Raw genomic sequence first — 22,592 nt, 5'->3', positions numbered from 1 at the left:
CCACCGTTACAAAAACAACCGATAAAAGGCCGATATCAATCGAACTAATACCGCCATCCATGTGGGAGTGAGCCTGCTCGCGATGAGGCCATGTCAGACACAGTTTTTTCGACTGAAAGACCGCTATCGCGAGCAGGCTCGCTCCTACAGGGGATGTGTTCACAGGCCTTCCGCAAGCACCTTCGACAGCATGTCCACGAAGAAATCCACGCTCTGGCGCGAAGTGACCATCGGCGGCTTGATCTTGAGGATGTTCAGGTAGTCGCCGGTCGGCTGCATGAAGATCCCCAGCTCACGCAAGCGATCGCACAGTGCAGTGGTTTCTTCGGTGGCCGGCTCCAGGGTTTCGCGGTTGCGGATCAGTTCGACGCCCAGGTAGAAACCGGAACCGTGCACCGCGCCCACTAACGGATGAATATCGATCAACGCTTCGAGGCGCCTCTTGAAGTGCCCACCAACGACCTGGGCGTTCTCCCAGAGTTTTTCTTCTTCCATTACATCCAGCACCGCCATGCCGACCTGGCAACTGACCGGGCTGCCGCCGGCGGACGAGAAGAAGTAACCCTCGGCCTCCAGCGCCTCGGCGATTTCCCTGCGGGTGATGACAGCACCCAGCGGCTGGCCGTTGCCCATTCCCTTGGCCATGGTGATGATATCCGGCACCACGCCCTGTTCTTCGAAGCCCCAGAAGAAATCCCCCATGCGCCCGTAGCCGACCTGCACTTCGTCGGCGATGCACACGCCGCCTCTGGCCCGGACCATTGCATAGACTTGTTTCAAATAACCTGGTGGCAGCGAGATACCGCCGGCATTGCCATACACCGGCTCGCAAATGAAACCGGCCAATTGGCGTTGCTGCTCGGCGATTTTCGCCAGGTTGTGTTCGACGCTACGCACATAATCCGGCGTGCTGTCGGGGCCACGGAATTCACCGCGATAGGTGTTTGGCGCGGTCACCGGGTGCACCCAGTCCGGGCGACTGCTCAAGGCCTTGGGGTTGTCGGCGATCGAGGTCGACACCGAGTCGGCCCCCACCGTCCAGCCGTGATAGGCCTCCAGCACACTGAGCATGTCGCGGCCGCCGCTGTAGGCCCACGCCAGTCGAATCGCCAGGTCGTTGGCCTCGCTACCGCTGTTGACCAGGAACACGCGGTCCATGCCATCGGGGGACAGCTTCAGCAAACGCTCGGAGAACTCGGCCACGGCCGCGTAGTTGAAACGCGAGTTGGTGTTGAGCAACGACCACTGACGACTGGCGACGGCGGCCATGCGCGGATGGCCGTGACCCAGCACCGCGACGTTGTTGAGCATGTCGAGGTAAGAGCGGCCCTGCATGTCGATCAAATGGTTGCGCCAGCCGCGTTCGATGCGCGGCGGATCAACGTAATAATGTTTTTGCGTACGGGCGAAACTGGCGTCTCGCCGGGCCAGCAACGTCGCTCCGTCGAGCTCGGCTTCGGCGTCACACGCCAGCCCCAGCAACGCTGCCGGCGACGGGCATAACGCTTGCCACGCCGACGCGCGCGAAGGTGTACAGAACAACGGCGCATTGATCGACGCGCCACGACACAGTTGCACGATCAATGGCCCGTTGACCGAGCCCAGTACCTGGCCTTTGACCAGGGCTGCGCCGCTGTGCAGCGACGGCGTAACACCCCAAAGCCGCACACTCAGTTCCGGGCCGTCCAGTTGCAGCACGCCCGCCGATGGGTGATGCACCACCCCGGCAAACGGTGCTTCGACCGCCGTGCCCTGAGGCACGCGCAATTCGACGTGCAACGGGCAAGTGTCAGGTTCAGTGGCGCTGTCCGGGCGGGTGTGGGACAGGCGGTATTGCCCGTAACGACTGGCCGCCAGGCCATGTGCCGCGGCCGCTTCATCCAGCAGGCGCTGATCGACGCCTTCCTGCTCCCAGTTCCCGCCCTCGAAATGCGGACTGAGTACGCCCAGGTCGATCAGCGCGAACTCACGTCCCACCAGGCTCGGCAACAACGGCGCGAAGCCTTCACTGCCGATGGGGGTCAGGTTCTGGCCGACGGCCGTGAGGATCGCCGCTTCCATCAGCGCCAACGGCACCGACGTGGCCACACGGAAGATTTCCCATTCATGGAGCAGGTTATCGCGGCTGTAGGCATTGCCCGGATCGATGCTGACCTGCTGTTCGCCGCTGAGCACCAACACCGCCGCGCGGGCGACAATCAGCGGCCACAACGCCAGCAGCTCTTCGTGCTGCAACGGATTGACCGCGTGATACGCCTGGATGGCCGGCAGAATGCAGAACGGATCGCCCTCGCCATGATGCAGCAGCGCGGCGCAGGTCACCGACAGATCGGTAATGCGCCAGGTGCGCACCAGATCGCCGAAATCGATCACGCCTTGCAGCAGCCAATGGCGCTGCGCATCACGTTGCCACACCACATTGTCGTCGGTGATGTCCATGTGAATGGCCTGCACCGGCAGTTTGTCCTGCAGTGGCTGCAAATGCCGCTCGGCTTGCCCGGACGCTTCGACGATCAGTTTGCGCTGGGCTTCGTCCTTGATCACCGGCAGCAAGTGCGCGATCAGGGCGTGAGCATGGCGGGCGTCCCATTGCAGGGTTCGCACCAGTCCCGGATGATCGAAATCCGCCAGGGCCAGGTCCATTTCACCGCACAGGCGACCGAAGCCGGACACCACCGTCGGGTTGAAATGACCGAGGCTCGTCAGCGGCTGGCCTTCAATGTAATCGAGCAGGCGAACGTGCACCGCCTGGCCACCCACGTCCAGAGACAGCAGGTCTGCACCGTTTTTCGCAGGAATAACACGCGGCACATGAACATCGGGGTGCTCGCCCAGATGCTTGAGCCCGGCATGCTGTGCCTGAAGCTCAAGTACCGAGTAGTCGCCACGGCAGATTTTCAGGACGAAACGTCCCTGCTCGCTGTCGACGCGGTAATTCAGGTCTTGCTGGCTGCCAAGGGCCTGCAAACTGCCGCTGAACCCGTAATGTTCCTCCAGCAGCGCTCGCGCTTGCTCCGCAGACACCTGCGGGCTGGGCAAACTGGCGCGATGAATCAACGTGGCGAGCGGCATACAACGACCCCTGAAATTTTATTAGGCGCCTATATCGCCACTGGTTCGGGCGATACGCAACCCCCCGGAACCGGTAATGGTCATTTGCGGGGGCTGGAACAGGCCAGTAGATTTTTACTTGAGCACTCGCCCCGGTCGGCGCTTTGCGCAAGAATGGCGACCATTCAACGCACACTGCTGGAGAGCCACCATGAATGTAGTAACCACCGACCTGCCCGGTGTTCTGATCCTTGAACCCAAGGTCTTTGGCGACGAACGTGGTTTCTTCTATGAGAGCTTCAATGCCAAGGCTTTCGAAGAAGCCACCGGCCTGAACACTCAGTTCGTTCAGGACAACCACTCCCGCTCGCAAAAGGGCGTGCTACGCGGCCTGCATTACCAACTGGAAAATACCCAGGGCAAACTGGTCCGGGTAACCGACGGTGAAGTACTCGATGTGACTGTGGACATTCGCCGCAGCTCACCGAACTTCGGCAAATGGGTCGCGGTACGTCTGTCTGCCGCCAATCATCGCCAACTCTGGGTACCGGAAGGCTTCGCCCACGGTTTCGTGGTGCTGAGTGACTACGCCGAGTTTCTTTATAAAACCACTGACTACTACACCCCGTCCGCCGAGCGCAGCATTCGCTGGGACGATCCGGACCTGGCCATCGACTGGGAGCTGGAGTCTGCACCGTTGCTGTCCGCCAAGGATCAGGCCGCGCCACTGTTCAAGGATGCTGACGTTTTTTCCTGACCCTGCGTCCCGATTGCTGCATCACTTGCTGCGCAGACTGCGCCCGCAAGCCTAGGCATAATGCGCCTGTACCCACAGGCGCATGCTGCTCATGAAACCGACTCTCCCCCCCAGACCCCGTTGGCGCAGTCTGGCCCTGCTGGCACTGTGCCTGGCACCGTTGCTGTGGCCGCTGGAGCATCTCGCCGAGCGTTACTACCGCAGCGAGCTGGCCAGTCAGAATCGTCAGACCCTCGACCTCTACGTCGCCAACCTGCTGGGTACCCTGCATCGCTATGAAGTGTTGCCGCAGATCCTCGGCGACCTGCCGGCATTGCGTGCCGTTCTCGGCGCGCCGGACGATGGCGTCACCCAAGGCAACGCCAACCGCCTGCTGAAAAACATCGCCACCCAGACCGGCGCCGAAGTCATGTACCTGATGGACGCCACCGGCAAGACCCTGGCCGCCTCTAACTGGGACAAACACGACAGTTTCGTCGGGCGCAATTTTTCCTTCCGGCCGTATTTCAGCGAAGCCATGGCCGGGCGACTCGGGCGCTTCTTTGGTTTGGGTACAACCTCCGCCAAGCGCGGCTATTTCTTCGCCGCCGGCGTACGCGATGGCGAGAAAATCGTCGGAGTGCTGGTGGTCAAGGTCGACCTCGACCACACCGAAAGCCTCTGGGGCAAAACTCCGGAACAACTGCTGCTGACCGACCACAACGGCGTGGTCATTCTCACCTCGCGACCGGAGTGGCGATTCCGCTCGACTCGCCCGTTGAACGAGGAAGAAAGCAAAGCCATCACAGCGATCCAGCCCTATCCAACCCGCGATCCCAAACCACTGAAGCTCAATCCCAATGCCTGGCTGACCCAGACCCGGCAGATCGCCGAAACCGGCTGGGACGTCAGCATCCTCGCCCCGCGCACCTTGATCGACCGTCCGGTGCGCACGGTGGTGGCCATCGGTGGCGCAGCGTTGCTGGTGTTGATGCTGCTGCTCGGCCTGATGATGCAGCGCCGTCGCCATTACCTCGAACGCATCGCTTTCGAAGCCAAGGCCCGCCGCGAGCTGGAAGGTCGGGTCGCCGAGCGCACCAGCGATCTCGAAGGCCTGAACCGGCGCCTGAAACAGGAAGTGCTGGAGCGTGAACAGGCCCAGCAGGAGCTGGTACGCGCCCAGGATGATCTGGTGCAGGCCGGCAAGTTGTCGGCACTGGGCACCATGTCGGCGAGCATCAGCCACGAACTCAATCAGCCACTGGCAGCGATTCGCAGCTACGCGGAAAACGCCGAGGTGCTGCTCGATCACCAGCGCACCGACGATGCCCGCGGCAACCTCAAGCTGATCAGTGAATTGACCGGTCGCATGGCCTCGATCATCGCCCACTTGCGCGCCTTTGCCCGGCGCGACCGGCATGCCCCGGAAAGCGTCGCCCTGCAACCGGCGCTGGACGATGCCCTGGCCTTGCTGGCCAAGCGTCGACGCAGCATGGAAGTCGAGCTGATCCGCGACTTGCCCGCCGCCACCCTGTGGGTCGAGGCCGGGGAAACCCGACTGCGCCAGGTACTCGGCAATCTGCTGGCCAACGCCCTGGATGCCCTGACGGAAAAAGGCCCGCCACGTAAACTCTGGCTGAGTGCCCAATCCACGGCCGATGGCGTCAACCTGTACATTCGCGACAACGGCCCCGGCTTTTGCATGGAAGCCCTTGGGCGCGCCAGCGAGCCGTTCTACACCACCAAGACCCGAACCCAGGGCCTGGGTTTGGGGCTGGCGATTTGCGAAACCCTGATGCGCGCCTTCGGCGGTGAACTGTCGTTCGCCAACCACAAGGAGGGCGGCGCCCTGATTACCCTGAAGCTGCGCGCAGGCGCACCGGGCGTGAGCCTGCAACCGTCCGAGGACCGAAGTGCATGACCATCGACAACCGCATTCAGGTCGTGTTGATCGACGACGATCCCCACTTGCGCCAGGCCCTGAGCCAGACGCTGGATCTGGCGGGCCTGAAAATCCTGCCGCTGGCCGAAGCCAAGGGCCTGGCCGCGCAACTGGAGCGCGACTGGCCGGGTGTGGTGGTCAGTGATATCCGCATGCCCGGCATGGACGGTCTCGAACTGCTGACCGAACTGCATGCCCAGGACCCTGAACTACCGGTGCTGCTGATCACCGGCCACGGCGATGTGCCGCTGGCCGTGCAGGCCATGCGCGCCGGGGCCTATGACTTTCTGGAAAAACCGTTTGCCAGTGACGCCCTGCTCGACAGCGTGCGCCGCGCATTGGCCCTGCGCCGACTGGTGCTGGACAACCGCAGCCTGCGGCTGGCCTTGAGCGACCGCAATGAGTTAAGCGCTCGCCTGGTTGGTCACTCACCTTCGATGCTGCGCCTGCGCGAGCAGATCGGTGCCCTGGCGGCGACCAAGGCCGATGTGCTGATCCTCGGCGAAACCGGCGCTGGCAAAGAAGTCGTGGCCCGGGCGCTGCACGATTTATCAAGCCGTCGCAACGGTCCGTTCGTAGCCATCAACGCCGGTGCCCTGGCCGAATCCGTGGTCGAAAGCGAGCTGTTCGGCCATGAACCCGGCGCCTTCACTGGCGCGCAGAAACGCCGCATCGGCAAGTTCGAATTCGCCAATGGCGGCACACTGTTCCTCGATGAAATCGAAAGCATGAGCCTGGATGTGCAGGTCAAATTGCTGCGCTTGCTGCAAGAGCGAGTAGTCGAACGCCTGGGCGGCAATCAACTGATCCCGCTGGACATCCGTATCATCGCCGCGACCAAGGAAGACCTGCGCCAGGCGGCGGATCAGGGGCGTTTCCGTGCCGACCTGTATTACCGCCTGAACGTCGCGCCGCTACGGATTCCGCCGCTGCGCGAACGGGGCGAAGATGCCCTGATGCTGTTCCAGCATTTCGCCGAGGAAGCCAGTGCCCGCCACGGCTTGCCGCCCCATGAACTGCAACCGGGACAACGTGCCTTGCTGCTGCGCCACACCTGGCCCGGCAACGTGCGCGAGCTGCAAAATGCGGCTGAGCGTTTTGCCCTCGGGCTGGAACTGGCCCTCGACAACAGCACGCCGCAAGGCGGCGCTGGCAACAGGGTCGAAGTCGTCAGCGGCGGTTTGAGCGAGCAAGTGGAGAACTTCGAAAAAACCCTCATCGCCGCCGAACTGGCCCGCTCGCACAGCTCCGTGCGCAGCGTCGCCGAAGCCCTCGGCATTCCGCGCAAGACCCTGCACGACAAACTGCGCAAACACGGTCTGAGTTTCGCCGACAGTGGCGCCTCGGCCCACCCTGACGACCTCGACTGAGCTACCGTCCAATCATCCACTTCAAGCAAGAGGCCCCTGAATGAGCCGCGACAGTCGACAACTGGAATCAGTCCTCCATCACGACATTCCCCTCACCCGGGACATGGGCCTCAAAGTGCTCGATTGGCATGACCAGCAACTGCGCCTGCACTTGCCGCTGGATGCCAACGTCAACCACAAGAGCACCATGTTCGGCGGCAGCCTGTATTGCGGCGCGGTCCTGGCCGGTTGGGGCTGGCTGCATTTGCGCCTTAAGGAAGAAGGCATTACCGACGGGCACATCGTGATTCAGGAAGGGCAGATCAGCTATCCGCTGCCGGTGACGGGCGATGCCAACGCCATTTGCCAGGCGCCGGACCCGGTGATCTGGAAGAAATTCCTGACCACCTTCCAGCGATACAGCCGAGCGCGGTTGACGCTGCATACGCGGGTCGTCAATGAAGGTCGTGATGAGGATGCGGTGAGGTTTATCGGGCAGTACGTGTTGCACCGGTAAACCAGGACCACCGCAAAACCTGTGGGAGCAAGCTCGCTCCCACAAGGATTTTGCATCAGCGCGTGGCAGCGATCTTATGCGCGTGCCAATTCCAGCAGTTTCTCCCGCCAGGCCGCTTTCGCCGGCAGCGCCAGAAAGAACGCATTCAACAGCGACTCCCGCGCCGGATAGCTGAACGGTTCGCCGCTCAACTCCAGCACCTCACCGCCAGCGCCTTCCAGCACGCCTTGCGCTGCCGCCGTGTCCCACTGCGAAGTCGGCGCCAGGCGCGGATAGCAATCGGCCGCCCCTTCGGCCAGCAGGCAAAACTTCAGCGAACTGCCGATACTGGCCAGTTGCAGCTCGCCAAGACTGGCGCTCAACCCGGCCAGCAAACGCTCTTGCTCCGGGCTCGAATGGCGACGGCTGGCCACCACGGTGAACGACTCGCCTGGCGCTAATGCATCACGCACCTTGATCGCCACCGGCGTGCCACCTTTATCGCCGCGCCAGGCACCGAGGCCGGCGCCACCGACATAGAAACGACCGTTGGTCGGCATCGACACCACGCCGAACACCACTCGACCGTTTTCGATCAGGGCGATGTTGACGGTGAATTCTTCGCTGCCGCTGATGAACTCCTTGGTGCCATCCAGCGGATCAACCAGCCACCAGCGCTGCCATCCGGCCCGCACGCTTTGGGGGATGTTGGCGTCCTCTTCGGAGAGCACCGGAATGCTCGGGTCCAGTTTCGTCAGCCCGGCCAGAATCAGGTGGTGCGCGGCCAGGTCTGCAGCGGTCACCGGCGAATCATCAGCCTTCGCCGTGACGGCCGTGCCCGTGCGCCAGAACGGCAGGATTGCCTCACCGGCCTGCAAGGCCAGCTCGATGACCGGTGCCATCAACGGATGCGGGAAATTCATGGCTGGAACGCTCCGCGCTGAGTCAGCAGGTCTCGGGCCAGGTACAGCGCCGCCAAGGCTCGGCCTTCAGTAAATTGCGGGTTTTGCGCCAGCGCCGAGAGTTCACGCAGATTGATCTTGTCCACCCGCATCGGCTCGGGCTCGTCGCCTTCCAGTCGCTCTTCGTAGAGGTCGGTGGCCAGCACCACCTGAATCTTCTGGCTCATGTAACCGGGGGACAGCGACAGCTCGGTCAGGTGCTCCAGTTGCCGCGCACCGAAACCGGCCTCTTCCTTGAGTTCACGCTCGGCCGCCGCCAGCACGTCTTCGCCCGGCTCGATCAAACCCTTGGGCAACGACATTTCATATGCATCGGTGCCGCCGCAATACTCCTCGACCAGTACCGCATGCTCGGCATCGAGCATCGCCACGATCATCACCGCGCCGTACCCGGCACCCTTGCCAACCAGGCGTTCATAGGTGCGCTCCACGCCGTTGGAAAAGCGCAACTTCAGCTCTTCGACGCAGAACAATCGACTGGTGGCGACAATTTCGCGGGCGAGTATGGTGGGTTTCTGGCGCATGCAAAGCTCCTTGGCGTGAACGCGCTACTATAACGCGGCTTGCCCGATTGTTTACGCCAGAAATCTTTCTACTGCCCGAGACGTTGCCATGCCTTCATTACCCTGGTCCGACATCGATACCGTTCTGCTGGACATGGACGGCACGCTGCTGGACCTGCATTTCGACAACCACTTCTGGATGGAGCACCTGCCCCAGCGTTACGCAGAACTGCACGGGGTCAGCCGGGCCATGGCCGAGATGGAATTGCAGCCGTTGTTCGAGCGCAATGCCGGCCAGTTGCAGTGGTACTGCCTGGACTTCTGGAGCGCCGAACTGAAGCTGTCGGTGCGCGACCTGAAACTGGAAACCGCGCATCTGATCGCCCTGCGCCCGGATGCCGACACCTTTCTGGCGGCGATCAAACGGGCCGGCAAGCGCGTGGTGCTGATCACCAATGCCCATCGGGATGCACTGTCGTTGAAGCTGGAAAAAATCGAGCTGGCGCCGTACTTCGAGCGCTTGATCAGTTCCCATGACTACGGCTTCCCCAAGGAAAACCCGCAGTTCTGGGATGCGCTGCAAGCCGATATCGATTTCGATCCGGCGCGCAGCCTGTTCATCGACGACACCTTGCCGATTTTGCGCAGTGCACGGGACTTTGGCGTGGCGCATTTGCTGGCCGTGCGTGAACCGGACAGCCGCAAGGGGCCGAAGGATACGGCGGAGTTTGCGGCGGTCGGGGATTATCGGGATTTGATTGCGGGGCTTTGATACCGAGGCGCCTGCTTCGCGGGCAAGCCACGCTCCCACAGGATCTGCGTCGTTCGCATCCTTCGTGAACGGCTCAGATCCTGTGGGAGCGTGGCTTGCCCGCGATGGCCATCACGCGGTTTGACGACTTACTCAGGAATCCGCAACGACTGCCCCGGATAGATCTTGTCCGGGTGCGACAGCATTGGTTTGTTGGCTTCGAAAATCTTGTTGTACTTGTTGGCATCGCCGTACACGCGCCTGGAAATCGCGCTGAGGGTGTCGCCCTTCACCACGGCGACAAATACCGCCGCTTTCACGACCGGCCCGGTCACCGTGATCTGATCGTCAACACTGCCAACCCCGACAATATTGCCCACCGCCAGCAGGATTTTTTCTTTCTCTTCCTGGCTCGCCACTTCACCGGTCACCGTGACCTTGTCACCCTCGACCGTCGCTTGCACATTCGGGTTACCCAGGCCGACTTTGCTGATGTGCTCCTTCAACTGATCACTGGCATTGGCGTTGCCTGGCGTCAGCAGATCCAGCAGCTTTTCGCCCGCTTCCTTCACAAAGCTCAAAAGACTCATGGTGCACTCTCCTTGGGTTTCGGATTCCAGACGTCAAAGCCTAGACCACGGTCGTCACCTGCGAATCCAGCCCGACCAATGACCCCGCATGCGATAGAATCCGCACCTTCCCAACCCCTGGAGCGCAGATGGACATCAAGCAGCTGAAATTCCTCATCGCGCTCGACGAAACCCGCCATTTCGGTCAGGCCGCCGCGCGCTGCCACATTACTCAACCGACACTGTCGATGCGCCTGCGCAGCCTCGAAGAAGAACTCGACCTACCGCTGGTCAATCGCGGTCAGCGCTTCGAAGGTTTTACGGCGCCGGGCGAGCGAGTGCTGGCGTGGGCGCGCACGGTGCTGGCGGCGTACGACGGCTTGTATGCCGAGGCGGCTGCCTGTCGCGGCAATCTGGTCGGCACCTTGCGTCTGGGCGTGGTGCCGCTGTCGAGCTTCGATCCGCTGCCGCTGCTGCAACGCCTGCATGCCGAGCACCCGAACCTGCGCTTCGAGCTTTCGGCGCTGAGTTCGGAGCAAATACTCGAACAACTGGCGAACAATCGCCTGGACCTCGGTGTTTCCTACCTGGAGCGCCTGGATGCCGAACGTTTCGACTCGCTGGCCTTCAGCGAAACCCGCATGGGCCTGCTCTACGACCAACGCTTTTTCAGCTTTGGCGAGGCGCCGCTGAGCTGGGAATCATTGATCGAACTGCCACTGGGCATGCTCACCAGCGGCATGCACTTTCGCCAATCCATCGACCACAACTTCCACAGCCGCGGCCTCACCCCGCAGCCTCTGTTGCAAACGGATGCCGTGCATCAACTGTTACAAGCTGTGCACGGCGGCTTGTGCTGCGCCGTGATGCCGTTGGACGGAGGTCTGGAAGAGCTGACCGATCATCTGCGCCTGCAACCGATCGAAAACGCCCAGACCCTGGGCCGGCTGGGGCTGATCATGCGTCGCAGCGCGCCACGCTCGGCCTTGGCGGAGGCTTGTTTCGCGATCTATCGACAATCGTTGCCCAGTGCTTGATCGACGGAGTCTATCGGCAGATCAGTACTAACGATTAGACGTGACAAGTTGTCACGCCTAGTCTTAAAGCTGATCAAACCGTCGGTGATGCCATGAACACCAAGCGCCCAGCCTGCGCGGCGCCTGCCCTCGAAACGCCCGCGCCTGCCGCCAGCCAGACTTATAGTTACAGCAACCTTGAAGACACGGAATCGACCAGCACCGCGCTGGCCGAGGAAGTCGCGTTGGCGATTGCCTATAACGGCATCAGCCAGGCGGTCATGCTGGTGACACCCACGGATCTGGAAGACTTCATTGTCGGTTTCAGCCTGGGCAGCGGCATCATCGAGGACGCCACTGATATTTATGACCTGCAACTGACCGGCTCTGGCTCGGCGCAATACGCGCAAGTGACCATCGCCAACCGCGCCTTCTGGAACCTCAAGCAGCAGCGTCGGCAACTGGCCGGCACCAGCGGTTGCGGGCTGTGCGGCGTGGAAGCAGTGGAGCAGGCACTGCCCGAGCTCCAGGTATTGCCTGGCGCACCCTTGCCGCCTGCCGAATGGCTCGACGGCCTGCGTCAGCGCATCGGCGCGTTCCAGCCCCTTGGCCAGCACAGTGGTGCGGTACATGCCGCGGTGTTCATGAATGATCAGGGCGAGTTGCTGCTGGGCCGCGAAGACATCGGCCGGCACAACGCCCTCGACAAACTGATCGGCGGATTGATCCGCCAGAAGATCCCGACCGCTGGCGGGCTGGCGATTGTCACCAGCCGCTGCAGCCTCGAATTGATCCAGAAAGTCTTGCGCGCCGGCATCCAGACCCTGGTCAGCCTGTCGTCGCCCACGGGCCTTGCCGTGCAATGGGCCCGTCGCCACAACCTCAACCTCATCCATCTGCCACAGAAGAATGCGCCGCGGGTCTACAGCCCAACGTTGGAGAAACAAGCGTGAGTCAACACCGTCAAGCCGATCAGACACCTGTCCCTCGCTACAAGCCCTACAAAGGCCCGGCCGGTGGTTGGGGCGCACTGATCAGCGTCGCCCAGGCCTGGTTGACCAGCGATAACGCCTTGAAAAACCTGCGCATAATGCTCAAGACCAACCAGAACGGTGGCTTCGACTGCCCGGGTTGCGCTTGGGGCGACTCTCCGGAAAAGGGCATGGTGATGTTCTGCGAGAACGGCGCCAAAGCGGTGAACTGGGAGGCGACCAAACGCCGGGTCGATGCAAAGTTCTTCGCCAGACACAGCGTCACTTCGTTGCTGGAGCAGAGTGACTACTGGCTCGAATACCAGGGCCGCCTGACCGAGCCGATGAGCTACGACGCCGAAACCGACCGCTACAAGCCGATCAGCTGGGACGACGCGTTCGCGCTGATCGCCAAACACCTGAACGGCTTGTCGAGTCCGGATCAGGCCGAGTTCTACACCTCGGGCCGGGCCAGCAACGAAGCGGCCTACCTCTATCAGCTGTTCGTGCGCGCCTATGGCACCAACAACTTCCCTGACTGCTCGAACATGTGTCACGAGGCCAGCGGTGTCGCGTTGTCGCAAAGCGTCGGTGTCGGCAAAGGCACTGTGACCTTCGACGACTTCGAACACGCCGACGCGATTTTCGTCTGGGGCCAGAACCCCGGCACCAACCACCCACGGATGCTCGAGCCGCTGCGCGAAGCGGTGAAGCGCGGCGCTCAAGTGGTGTGCATCAACCCGCTCAAGGAGCGTGGCCTGGAACGTTTCCAGCACCCGCAGCATGCGATCGAAATGCTCACCAACGGCGACAAGCCAACCAACACCGCATTCTTCCGCCCGGCCCTTGGCGGCGACATGGCGATCATGCGTGGCATGGCGAAATTTCTCTTGCTGTGGGAACGCGACGCACAGAAAACCGGTGCTCCGGCGGTTTTCGACCACGACTTCCTCAATGAGCACAGCGCCAATGTGCTGGAGTACCTGGCGGCCATCGACGACACCCCGTGGGAGCAAATCGTCGAGCAGTCGGGCCTGACGCTGGTGGAGATCGAACAAGCGGCGCGCATGTACGCCAAGGGCAAGAACGTCATCATGTGCTGGGCCATGGGCATCACCCAGCACCGCCATTCGGTGGCGACCATCCAGGAAATCGCCAACCTGATGCTGCTGCGCGGCAACGTCGGCCGGCCCGGTGCCGGTCTATGTCCGGTGCGTGGTCACAGCAACGTGCAGGGCGACCGCACCATGGGCATCAACGAGTGTCCGCCAGTGGCGTTCCTCGATGCCTTGGAGCGTCGCTTCCAGTTCAAGGTGCCGCGCCACAACGGCCACAACGTGGTCGAGGCGATACATGCGATGGCTGAAGGCCGGGCGAAAGTCTTTATCGGTCTGGGCGGCAATTTCGCTCAAGCCACGCCGGACAGCCAACGCACGTTCCAGGCCCTGCAGAACTGCGACCTGACCGTGCAGATCAGCACCAAGCTCAACCGCAGCCATTTGACCCACGGCAAGGATGCGCTGATCCTGCCGTGCCTGGGCCGCACCGACATCGATATCCAGGCCGAAGGCCCGCAAGCGGTGACCGTCGAAGATTCGTTCAGCATGGTCCACGCCTCCAATGGTCAACTGCAGCCGCTGTCGAACCAGATGCGCTCGGAACCGGCGATCCTGGCCGGCATCGCCGCCGCGACCCTGGGCAGCCACCCAGTGGACTGGAACTGGCTGGTGGCCGATTACCGTCGCATCCGTGAGCTGATCGCCGAGACCATTCCAGGCTTCAAGGGCTTCAATGAGAAGGTCAAGAATCCGGGCGGTTTCTACCTGGGCAACAGTGCCGGTGCGCGCAAGTGGAGCACTGCGTCGGGCCGGGCCAATTTCAAGCCAAACCTCCTGCCCGAGGATCTGGTGCACGAACGCACCCGCGCCACCGGGGTGCTGCCGGATCTGATCATGCAATCAATGCGTTCCCACGATCAGTACAACACCACTATCTATGGTCTCAACGACCGTTATCGCGGCGTGAAGGGACAGCGTGACGTGTTGTTCGTCAACGAAGCCGACATCATCCGCCTGGGCTTCAAGCCGGGGCAGAAGGCGGACATCGTTTCACTCTGGGACGATGGTGTTGAGCGTCGGGTAAAAGGCTTCACGCTGCTGGCGTTTGATATCCCGGCCGGGCAAGCGGCGGCCTACTACCCGGAAGTGAACCCGTTGGTGCCGCTGGAAAGCATCGGCGATGGGAGCCATACGCCAACATCGAAGTTTGTGGCGATCCAGTTGAAAGCGGCGAGTGAGACCGGGTTGATCATGGCCAGGTCTGCGTAACACGTTGTCTGAACTGACCCCATCGCGAGCAAGCTCGCTCCCACATTTGATCTTCTGTGAGCACAGCATTTGTGTTCGACCAGGATCCATTGTGGGAGCGAGCTTGCTCGCGATGGCGTCGGAAGCTTCAAYATACAGACCAGCACTGATGAAATACTTTTCAAGCGCCCACAAAAAAGGCCGTTGTCTCATGAAAACGGCCTTTGCGAAGTAGTAAAAGACCGGCAAAAAAACGTTAAGTTCCGCCCGAAAAACAGTAACTTGCAATATTGTATACAGGTCGTGTTATTCGTCGGATTTCGATTGTCACGCCCATTCCAGAGCCTCAGGATCGCGCCGTCATCCCCTTGAGGTTCCTCCATGAAGTTCTCCTCGATTCTCTTGTTGTCCCTTGGCCTGGTCAGCGGTATCGCGTCTGCTGGCGGCACCACCGAAGCCGGTGTAGGCGGCGCATTGGGCGGGGTTCTAGGCTCGGTCGTCGGTCAGTCGTTAGGCGGCAGTACAGGTTCCACCATCGGCGCGGCCCTGGGTGGCGCGGGTGGTAGCGCCGTCGGCGCAAACAAACACAGTCGTGGCGAAGCAGCCCTTGGCGGTGCGTTGGGCGCAGCAGGCGGTAACGTGGTCGGCCGCAGCATGGGCGGCACCACCGGCAGTCTGATCGGCGCCGCAGCAGGCGGCGGTGCCGGTGGCGCGCTGGGTAACCACATGGGCAAAGAGTACGATGATGAAGACGGCGGTCGTCGTTCCTATCGTGACTATGACGATCGTCGTTACTACCGTGGCGGCCACCGTCACCACGGCCATGCCTATGGCCACCGCAAGCATCGCTGGCACGACGACGACTAAGGCATCCATCGCCTCGCTATAACTGGTACATCAAAAATCGCAGCCCAAGGGCTGCGATTTTTTTCCTTACTGAACCGCCAGACGCTCCAGCGCCCCGCGCAACCCTGCAGGAATCGCCACGGGTTGATTCGACGCACGATCGACAAACACATGCACGAAGCGCCCCGCCGCGCAGGCTTCGTTTTCCCCTTGCTTGAACACGGCCAGTTCGTATTGCACCGAACTGTTGCCCAGCTTGCCCACCCGCAGACCGATCTCGATGCGGTCCGGGAAGGCAAGGGAAGCAAAGTAATCACAGGCCGAGCTCACCACGAACCCCACCACTTCACCGTCATGGATATCCAGGCCGCCGACTTCGATCAGGTAGGTGTTCACTGCCGTATCGAAGAAGCTGTAATAGGTGACGTTGTTGACGTGACCGTAGGCGTCATTGTCGTGCCAGCGGGTGGTGATGGGTTGGAAGTGCGGGTAGTCGGTGCGTTGGGGCATTGGCGTTGATTCCTGAGTGGGTTCGCCAGTCTAAGGCGAAAACCGCGTTGTATTCATCGCGAGCAGGCTCGCTCCCACATTGGATCTCGACCAGACACACTAGCTGTCTTCAACGCCGATCACCTGTAGGAGCGAGCCTGCTCGCGAAGGCGCCCTCACAGGCGCCGCATCCATCACTTGTCAGCAAAGCCCTTGCCAGCCGCCGCCAGCTCGCCAATCACCCGTGCCGGTTGCCAGTGATCGCCCTGACGCGTCTCAAGGTCCATCAAGCGCCGATGAATGTCCGCCAGTCCCTGCTGATCCGCCCAGGCCATCGGCCCGCCCTTGTCCGCCGGGAATCCGTAACCATAGAGGTAGACCAGATCGATGTCGTGAGCCGATCCGGCGATGCCTTCCTGCAGGATCTTCGCGCCCTCGTTGACCAATGCCAGTAAACAGCGCTCCAGAATCTCCTCCGGGCCGATCTCGCGACGATGGAACCCCAGCCTTTCGCTGACTTCCAGCACCAGCGCATCCACCTGTGGATCGTGTTCGGCCTGGCGACTGCCCGGCTCATAGTGGTAATAGCCATTGCCACTCTTCTGGCCAAAACGCTGCATTTCGCACAGTCGGTTATCCACCTGAACCTCCGGCGCATCCTGCCCGACACCGGACAGTTGCCGGGCGCGCCACTGCAGGTCGACACCCACCACGTCGAACATGCGGAACGGCCCCATGGCGAAACCAAACCCTTGCAGTGCCGCATCCACCTGATAGGGGTAAGCCCCCTCCAGCAGCATTTTGCGCGCCTCCAACACGTAGGTATTGAGCATGCGGTTGCCAATGAAGCCGTCGCAATTGCCCGCCACCACACTGACCTTGCCCATGCGCTGGCCGAGCGCCAATGCTGCGTCGAGAACTGCCGGTGCAGTCTGCGCGCCACGGACGATTTCCAGCAGCTTCATGATGTGCGCCGGACTGAAAAAGTGCAGGCCCAAGACCTGCTGCGGGCGACCCGTAACCGCAGCAATGGCGTCGATGTCCAGCGCCGAAGTATTGCTCGCCAGAATCGCTTCAGGTTTGAGCAGGCCATCGAGCTCGCGGAAGATTTTCTGCTTGAGCTCAAGGTTTTCGTACACCGCTTCGATGACCAGGTCGACCTCGCGGACGGCCGTATAACCCTCTGCCGCCGTAACGCGCGCCACACGGGCATCGGCTTCGCTCTGGTCAATGCGGCCCTGGCGCACGTTGTGGGCATAGGTGTCCGCCACGGTGACCAGCGCCTGCTCCAGCATCTGCGGGTTATTGTCGAGCCACTGCACGGCCACTCCGGCGTTGGCCAGGCACATGACAATGCCACGGCCCATGGTGCCCGCACCGATGACGGCGGCTCGCTGAATATTCAACGGAGTCTGGCTCATGTTTTGTTCTCTTGTTGGCGATCCGAAGACAGCCATCACCATAGTCAGCCACTGGGTTTTTTTGAAATTTATTCCTGTGATGAGCAACATTCAGCGGATGGATGCAGCCCCTTTGAATACACCGCAAATCCCTGTGTGGGGCTTGCCCGCGATGAGGTCGGTATATTCAACAGTGATAGTGACTGACAAATCGCCATCGTCGGAACGCCGCCCGGAGCAAGCTCGCTGCCACAGGGTTTTGGTTCAGCCGGCAAGATTCCGCTCGGCCCAACTGCGTACCCCGGCATACGGATAATCTTCCAGCGCCGCAAACCCCGAAATCGTCCTGGCCTTGAGTTTGGTGAACAGCGGTACACTGATCCCGCACAGAAACCGTGTCACGCGTTCAGCCGAGGGCACATTGCCCGTGTGCTGCTCGTGCCTGTGGATAAAATCGCCACACAGCGCCTCGAAATTTTTATCCACAAGCGCCGGCAACTCCGGTGGTGCAGGCAACCGCGTCACTTGCCCGTGACATACCGAACAATGTCCACATTGCTGCGGTGCATTGTGGTCACCGAAATACTCGGCCAGGCGATAACCCAGGCATCGGTCGGTAGCGAACAGATCCAGCATCGCGTGAATCCGCGCGACTTCGGTGTGCTCATGCCGAGTGAAATAACCGTGCAGCTCCTCGCTCAACGCGACGTTGTCGAACCCGCTTTGCAGCACGCTGTAGACCTCGGTCATCTGCTTGCTTTCGAGCTCCACCCAGCCCTTCTCCTGGAAGTAATCCAGCGCCTTGACCACCCGACTGCGCTCGGCCTGGTGCTGCTCGTACAACGCCTCGAAATTCACCGTGGCCCAGGTCCGGGCACGGCTGGAAGTCTGGATGATCGCAGCGACAAAATCCCTGCGCTCGCCCTCGAAACGCGCCAATAGCGCCTCGGGCTCAAGCAAATACTTGAAACGGTACTCGGCGTAGTACGCGTAGCGTGGGGCGATCAACCCGCGCAATTCGAGTTGCACCAGCAAGGTCTTGAGCGGCAACTGGCGAATATTGCTCTGATCGGCCTGCGGTCCCAGCAGAAACTCCCACTGGCCTTCGGGTGCTGCGGCATGCATCTCGTCAAGCACGCAACGGATGCCATCCAGCTCGGGCGTGTCGCCGTAGACGAAATTCTCCAGCACGTTGAGGCTGTCGCGGTTGGCCAACACCAGGCAGTCCGACGGCTGCCCGTCACGCCCGGCGCGGCCGATTTCCTGGCTGTAGTTTTCGATGGATTTTGGCAGGTCGAAATGCACCACGTTGCGGATGTCACTCTTGTCGATGCCCATGCCAAAGGCGATGGTGGCGACGATGCAATTGGACTGCCCGCCCATGAAGCGGCGCTGGATCGCTTCCCGTTGCTCATGGGGCAACCCGGCGTGATAAGCCTCGGCCTGAATGCCGTTGCGGTTCAGGTGTTCAGCGATGTGCTCGGCGGTTTTCTGCAAGGTGACATAGACGATGCCCGGCTGGTCCGGACGCTGGCTCATCCATTCGACCAGGCGCCTGCGCTTGTCCGCTCCGCGAACAGGCTCCACCAGCAAATTCAGGTTCGGGCGATAGAAACCGGTGGTCACCACATCCTCGGCGGCGATGGCGAATTTCGCCTGCATGTCGACGATCACCTTGGGCGTCGCCGTTGCGGTCAGCAGCAGCACCTGCGGGATGTTGAACTGGCGTTGATAGTCGGGAAGCTTGAGGTAGTCCGGGCGAAAGTTATGACCCCATTCGGAAATGCAATGCGCCTCGTCCACCACCAGTAGCGAGATCGGCACCTGCTGCAGAAAATGCCGGAAGCGCTCGTTCTTCAGGCGCTCCACCGAGATCATCAGAATCTTCAACTCGCCGGACCTGGCACGGGCCATGACATCACTGGCGTCATCGCGGCTCTGGGCCGAATCGATACTGCCGGCCGAGATGCCGTGGCGCTGCAGGAACGCCAACTGATCCTGCATCAACGCCAGCAACGGCGAGACCACCAGCGTCAAGTGCGGCAGCAACAGCGCCGGCAATTGGTAGCAAAGGGATTTGCCGGAACCGGTGGGGAAAATCGCCGCCGCCGAACGCCCGGCCAGCACGGCACTGACAGCCGCCTCCTGACCGGGTCGAAATTGTGGATAACCGAAAACCTGTTCCAGGGTGTTGTGCATAAGCTGTCACTCCGTTGACCGCTGCAAAGCCAAAAGACTAGTCGGTGATCGCAGCGAATCGAGAAAAGGTCGGGGCATAAACGATACGGGATGATACAGCCTCAACACGCCCTGCTGACGCCACAGAATGAAACACACAGAGCACTTTGCCACCTGACGCCCCGTCTCCCCCCACAGGTATGGTTCACCCCCACACCCGTAACGCTGCGCGAAGTCTTCATGACAACAGGAGGCCTGATGTGCGCGGCCCCTGCCGAAGGACCGATCATGTTTCAACGAACTGTTTTTCCATTTGCTCTGTTGCTGCCAGTGCCGCTGCTGCTCAGTGGATGTCTGACCACGCCCGAAAAGCCCGCAATCAAACCAGGCACATTCGAAACAGCCGAGTATCACGCTCAAAAGGGGTTGGCGGTCATCCAGGCATCACGCCTGTACGCACGTGGCGGCACCGGCCAAGGCGTACCAGTCGCATTGATTGACTCGGGCCTGAACGCCGAACTGCCAGAATTTCAAGGCAGGGTCCGCGACCCCGGTTTTGACTATGTCGAGAATCGTCCCGGCACCCATGATCGCGTTGGCCACGGCACTCAAATGGCCGGCATTCTGGCCGCCAACAAAGACGACCGGGGTATGCACGGCGTTGCGTTCAACGCTCAACTGATCCCCTACCGTTTCGGTGACGACAACGAACCCTTCTTCTTCGACAGTGAAATTTCCCGTTCCTGGCAAGCCGGGTTCGATCTCGGTGCGCGCATATTCAACAACTCGTGGGCCAATGCCATTCCAGCAACGGAAATCACCGAAGCACGTTACAAACAGGTCATGCCCGAGTCGCTGACGAGCGCGCGAAAACTGGTTCAGCAAGGCGCGGTATTTGTGTTTCCGACCGGTAATGAACTCAAACGAGAGCCTCTTGCAGAGCCGGGTTTACCCCTTGCCATCCCTGAGTTGGAAAAGGGCTGGATCGCCGTAGTTGCATTGAAAAACGATGGCAGTGCCATCAATGGCAAATCTAATTATTGTGGTGTCGCAACGGCCTGGTGCATCGCCGTTCCTGGTGGGGACTCGGGCGCAGACCAGGGATTGCTGACCACTGGCAAGGACGGCAAATACGTCCAGACTGCCGGTACGTCCCCCGCCGCCGCATTGGTCAGTGGCGCGTTGGCGGCAGTCCAGAGCCTGTACCCCGAAATGAGTGCACAGCAAGTGCGCAACCACTTGCTTGAAACCGCAAACCGGACCGGTCTCTACGCCAACAGTGAAGCCTACGGCCGAGGATTGCTCGACCTTGATGCGGCGTCGCGACGTCCTCCCGCACCGGCAGTCGATTGAATCCGGCCCATCGAGCACCCTACATATTTTTCTGCGCAGCTTTGTAGGAATCATTTCCTGTAGAAGCATTCTTCGACAAACTCGGGGGGGGGCGTAGGAGCATTCCTCCCAAGGCAGTAAACGCCCTACAAAACCTGTCCATTGCGGCTGTATTGCTCTGCTTCGCCACACTCTTCATAGTTTTAGCGCGGCTGAAAATACAGTGGCGGCCTGCCGGAGTGACCTCCGATCTCTTACCGGACTGAGACATCAATGCCCTCGCTAAAGACATCTACCGAACGCTATCAGTCGCTTAAATCCAGCTACAGTGAAACCCCGGTGCTGGTCATCGATACCGAGGCCGACCCCTTCGAGATCCTCGACGCCGCCCGACAACGCATCCGCGCCGCCAGCGACCTGCTCGAAACCCTTTATTGCACGTGTTTCAAACAGGCCGAAGCGAGCGACATCCCCAAGATCGTCAGCGCCCTGTACCTGCTGACCCAGGACGGCAACGACATGCTCGACATCGCCCGGCAACGCTTGCCGAAACTCACCGGCTGAAGCACCACCATAATCCCCTGTAGGAGCATTCGCACCGCGGACATTTATGTTCTCGCAGTGCATTGCCATGGCGGCTGCGTGCGGGACGCCTTCGGGCGAGCCGGGAGTTCTACAGCACTAATTACACCAGGTAACGAATGAAGTTCCCGCCCCCACCTTTATCCCCTCCCGCCAACCCCCTACATTCACCTCCAACGCCTCTCCCATCATCCCGACGGGAAGGTCACTGGAGTTTCCCTCATGCCTTTCGTAACCGTACGCATCACCCGCGATGGCGTTACCACTGAGCAGAAAGCTCAGGTGATTGCCGAAATCACTGAAACACTGGAACGCGTCCTCAATAAACGCCCTGACCTGACCCACATCGTGATCGAGGAAGTCGACACCGATAACTGGGGTTACGCCGGCATCACCACCACCCAGTACCGCAAGCAACTGGCCGAGGCAGAGGGGAAGTCATGACGACCTCCGTCACCATCGATTTCATCTCCGATGTGGTGTGCCCCTGGTGCGCATTGGGGGCGACGGCGCTGGAGCAGGCGATCGAGAACTTGGCCGGGGAAGTCTCGGTCGAGCTGACCTACAAGCCGTTCGAGTTGAACCCGAACATGCCGGTCGAAGGTGAGCAAGCGGTCGAGCACCTGATGCGCAAGTACGGGAGAACAGCCGACGACATCGCCGCCGGCAAGGCCATGCAAATCGCTCGCGGCGAGGCCATCGGCTTCAAGTTCGATCTGGAGAAACGCACGCACTTCTACAACACCTTCGATGCGCACCGTTTGTTGCTGTGGGCGTTGCAGGAAGGCCGGCAAGTCGAGCTGAAGAAGGTGCTGCTTCGGGGCTATTTCAGCGAAGGCGAGAACCCGAGTGATCACCAGGCGCTGGTGCGTCTGGCGACTGAAGCGGGGCTGGATGGGGCAAATGCACAAGAGGTGCTGGCGTCCGGCGCGTTCGCCGATGAGGTGCGAGAGCTTGAAGCGTACTACCAGCAGCGCGGCATCAATTCGGTCCCTGCCATGGTACTGAACGGTCATCACCTGGTGTCCGGTTCGCAATCGGTCGAGTACTACGAACAGATGTTGAGACAAATGGCCAAGGCACCGGCCGAAGCCTGATTACAGATTCCTACCC

20 protein-coding genes are annotated in these 22,592 nt (G+C 61.0%); 13 read left to right on the top strand and 7 right to left on the bottom strand.

Annotated elements, in window-relative coordinates; genetic code table 11:
• Positions 1 to 159: 159 nt before the first annotated feature.
• Positions 160 to 3,072 carry an aminotransferase gene (locus AC1DRN_RS02865; protein ID WP_223462734.1) on the bottom strand — a complete coding sequence of 971 codons (2,913 nt, stop codon included), beginning with the start codon at positions 3,070 to 3,072 and terminating at the stop codon, positions 160 to 162.
• 190 nt (positions 3,073 to 3,262) lie between these two features.
• Here AC1DRN_RS02865 and rfbC point away from each other — a divergent pair, with 190 nt between their 5' ends.
• The 4 genes from rfbC (at position 3,263) to AC1DRN_RS02845 (ending at position 7,595) form a co-directional block, all read left to right on the top strand.
• Positions 3,263 to 3,808, top strand: a complete 546-nt coding sequence (rfbC, locus tag AC1DRN_RS02860; RefSeq protein WP_223462735.1) for a dTDP-4-dehydrorhamnose 3,5-epimerase — start codon at positions 3,263 to 3,265, stop codon at positions 3,806 to 3,808.
• A gap of 91 nt (positions 3,809 to 3,899) precedes the next feature.
• The gene (locus AC1DRN_RS02855) at positions 3,900 to 5,708 is read left to right on the top strand and encodes a sensor histidine kinase (protein WP_223462736.1); all 1,809 of its coding nucleotides are present in this window, start codon (positions 3,900 to 3,902) and stop codon (positions 5,706 to 5,708) included.
• A complete protein-coding gene (locus AC1DRN_RS02850; RefSeq protein ID WP_223462737.1) occupies positions 5,705 to 7,099 on the top strand; it encodes a sigma-54-dependent transcriptional regulator in 1,395 nt (464 codons plus the stop codon). The genes AC1DRN_RS02855 and AC1DRN_RS02850 overlap by 4 nt, the downstream gene beginning before the upstream one ends.
• A 40-nt stretch (positions 7,100 to 7,139) precedes the next feature.
• Entirely contained in the window at positions 7,140 to 7,595 is a 456-nt protein-coding gene (locus tag AC1DRN_RS02845; RefSeq protein WP_223462738.1) for a YiiD C-terminal domain-containing protein, read from the top strand.
• A gap of 74 nt (positions 7,596 to 7,669) precedes the next feature.
• Here the strand turns inward: AC1DRN_RS02845 and cysQ are convergent, their stop codons facing one another.
• Positions 7,670 to 8,497: a 3'(2'),5'-bisphosphate nucleotidase CysQ gene (gene cysQ / locus AC1DRN_RS02840; RefSeq protein ID WP_223462739.1), complete on the bottom strand. Its 828-nt coding sequence runs from the start codon at positions 8,495 to 8,497 to the stop codon at positions 7,670 to 7,672.
• Entirely contained in the window at positions 8,494 to 9,060 is a 567-nt protein-coding gene (gene nudE / locus AC1DRN_RS02835; protein WP_223462740.1) for an ADP compounds hydrolase NudE, read from the bottom strand. The genes cysQ and nudE overlap by 4 nt, the downstream gene beginning before the upstream one ends.
• Before the next feature lie 88 nt (positions 9,061 to 9,148).
• On the opposite strand from nudE, the gene yrfG reads away from it, so the two are divergent.
• Positions 9,149 to 9,811, top strand: coding sequence for a GMP/IMP nucleotidase (gene yrfG, locus AC1DRN_RS02830; RefSeq protein WP_150755608.1), 663 nt, complete (start codon positions 9,149 to 9,151; stop codon positions 9,809 to 9,811).
• Between the two features lie 128 nt (positions 9,812 to 9,939).
• Here yrfG and lysM read toward each other — a convergent pair whose 3' ends face one another.
• Entirely contained in the window at positions 9,940 to 10,380 is a 441-nt protein-coding gene (gene lysM / locus AC1DRN_RS02825) for a peptidoglycan-binding protein LysM (protein ID WP_223462741.1), read from the bottom strand.
• A gap of 128 nt (positions 10,381 to 10,508) precedes the next feature.
• Here lysM and AC1DRN_RS02820 point away from each other — a divergent pair, with 128 nt between their 5' ends.
• The 4 genes from AC1DRN_RS02820 (at position 10,509) to AC1DRN_RS02805 (ending at position 15,519) form a co-directional block, all read left to right on the top strand.
• The gene (locus AC1DRN_RS02820) at positions 10,509 to 11,396 is read left to right on the top strand and encodes a LysR family transcriptional regulator (RefSeq protein ID WP_223462742.1); all 888 of its coding nucleotides are present in this window, start codon (positions 10,509 to 10,511) and stop codon (positions 11,394 to 11,396) included.
• A gap of 92 nt (positions 11,397 to 11,488) precedes the next feature.
• Positions 11,489 to 12,328, top strand: coding sequence for a formate dehydrogenase accessory sulfurtransferase FdhD (fdhD, locus tag AC1DRN_RS02815; protein ID WP_218429609.1), 840 nt, complete (start codon positions 11,489 to 11,491; stop codon positions 12,326 to 12,328).
• The gene (locus tag AC1DRN_RS02810) at positions 12,325 to 14,673 is read left to right on the top strand and encodes an FdhF/YdeP family oxidoreductase (RefSeq protein ID WP_223462743.1); all 2,349 of its coding nucleotides are present in this window, start codon (positions 12,325 to 12,327) and stop codon (positions 14,671 to 14,673) included. The genes fdhD and AC1DRN_RS02810 overlap by 4 nt, the downstream gene beginning before the upstream one ends.
• A 360-nt stretch (positions 14,674 to 15,033) precedes the next feature.
• Entirely contained in the window at positions 15,034 to 15,519 is a 486-nt protein-coding gene (locus tag AC1DRN_RS02805; protein ID WP_223462744.1) for a glycine zipper domain-containing protein, read from the top strand.
• A gap of 66 nt (positions 15,520 to 15,585) precedes the next feature.
• On the opposite strand, the gene AC1DRN_RS02800 is transcribed toward AC1DRN_RS02805, so the two are convergent.
• The 3 genes from AC1DRN_RS02800 to AC1DRN_RS02790 form a co-directional block, all read right to left on the bottom strand.
• Positions 15,586 to 16,008, bottom strand: a complete 423-nt coding sequence (locus AC1DRN_RS02800; protein ID WP_223462745.1) for an acyl-CoA thioesterase — start codon at positions 16,006 to 16,008, stop codon at positions 15,586 to 15,588.
• A gap of 173 nt (positions 16,009 to 16,181) precedes the next feature.
• Entirely contained in the window at positions 16,182 to 17,408 is a 1,227-nt protein-coding gene (locus AC1DRN_RS02795; RefSeq protein ID WP_223462746.1) for a 3-hydroxyacyl-CoA dehydrogenase, read from the bottom strand.
• Positions 17,409 to 17,651: 243 nt separating this feature from the next.
• Entirely contained in the window at positions 17,652 to 19,586 is a 1,935-nt protein-coding gene (locus AC1DRN_RS02790; RefSeq protein ID WP_223462747.1) for a RecQ family ATP-dependent DNA helicase, read from the bottom strand.
• Positions 19,587 to 19,853: 267 nt separating this feature from the next.
• On the opposite strand from AC1DRN_RS02790, the gene AC1DRN_RS02785 reads away from it, so the two are divergent.
• The 4 genes from AC1DRN_RS02785 (at position 19,854) to AC1DRN_RS02770 (ending at position 22,576) form a co-directional block, all read left to right on the top strand.
• Positions 19,854 to 20,918, top strand: coding sequence for a S8 family peptidase (locus AC1DRN_RS02785; protein ID WP_223462751.1), 1,065 nt, complete (start codon positions 19,854 to 19,856; stop codon positions 20,916 to 20,918).
• Positions 20,919 to 21,170: 252 nt separating this feature from the next.
• Complete coding sequence (locus tag AC1DRN_RS02780; protein WP_223462748.1) at positions 21,171 to 21,461, top strand: hypothetical protein; 291 nt, start codon at positions 21,171 to 21,173, stop codon at positions 21,459 to 21,461.
• Positions 21,462 to 21,701: 240 nt separating this feature from the next.
• The gene (locus tag AC1DRN_RS02775; protein ID WP_007972813.1) at positions 21,702 to 21,923 is read left to right on the top strand and encodes a tautomerase family protein; all 222 of its coding nucleotides are present in this window, start codon (positions 21,702 to 21,704) and stop codon (positions 21,921 to 21,923) included.
• A complete protein-coding gene (locus AC1DRN_RS02770; protein ID WP_223457903.1) occupies positions 21,920 to 22,576 on the top strand; it encodes a DsbA family oxidoreductase in 657 nt (218 codons plus the stop codon). The genes AC1DRN_RS02775 and AC1DRN_RS02770 overlap by 4 nt, the downstream gene beginning before the upstream one ends.
• The last annotated feature ends 16 nt before the right edge of the window (positions 22,577 to 22,592 follow it).

This window comes from Pseudomonas sp. P5_B3, from assembly GCF_056400405.1.
Note: the sequence above shows the minus strand (reverse complement) of the source record. Positions and strands in the feature narration are given on the sequence as shown.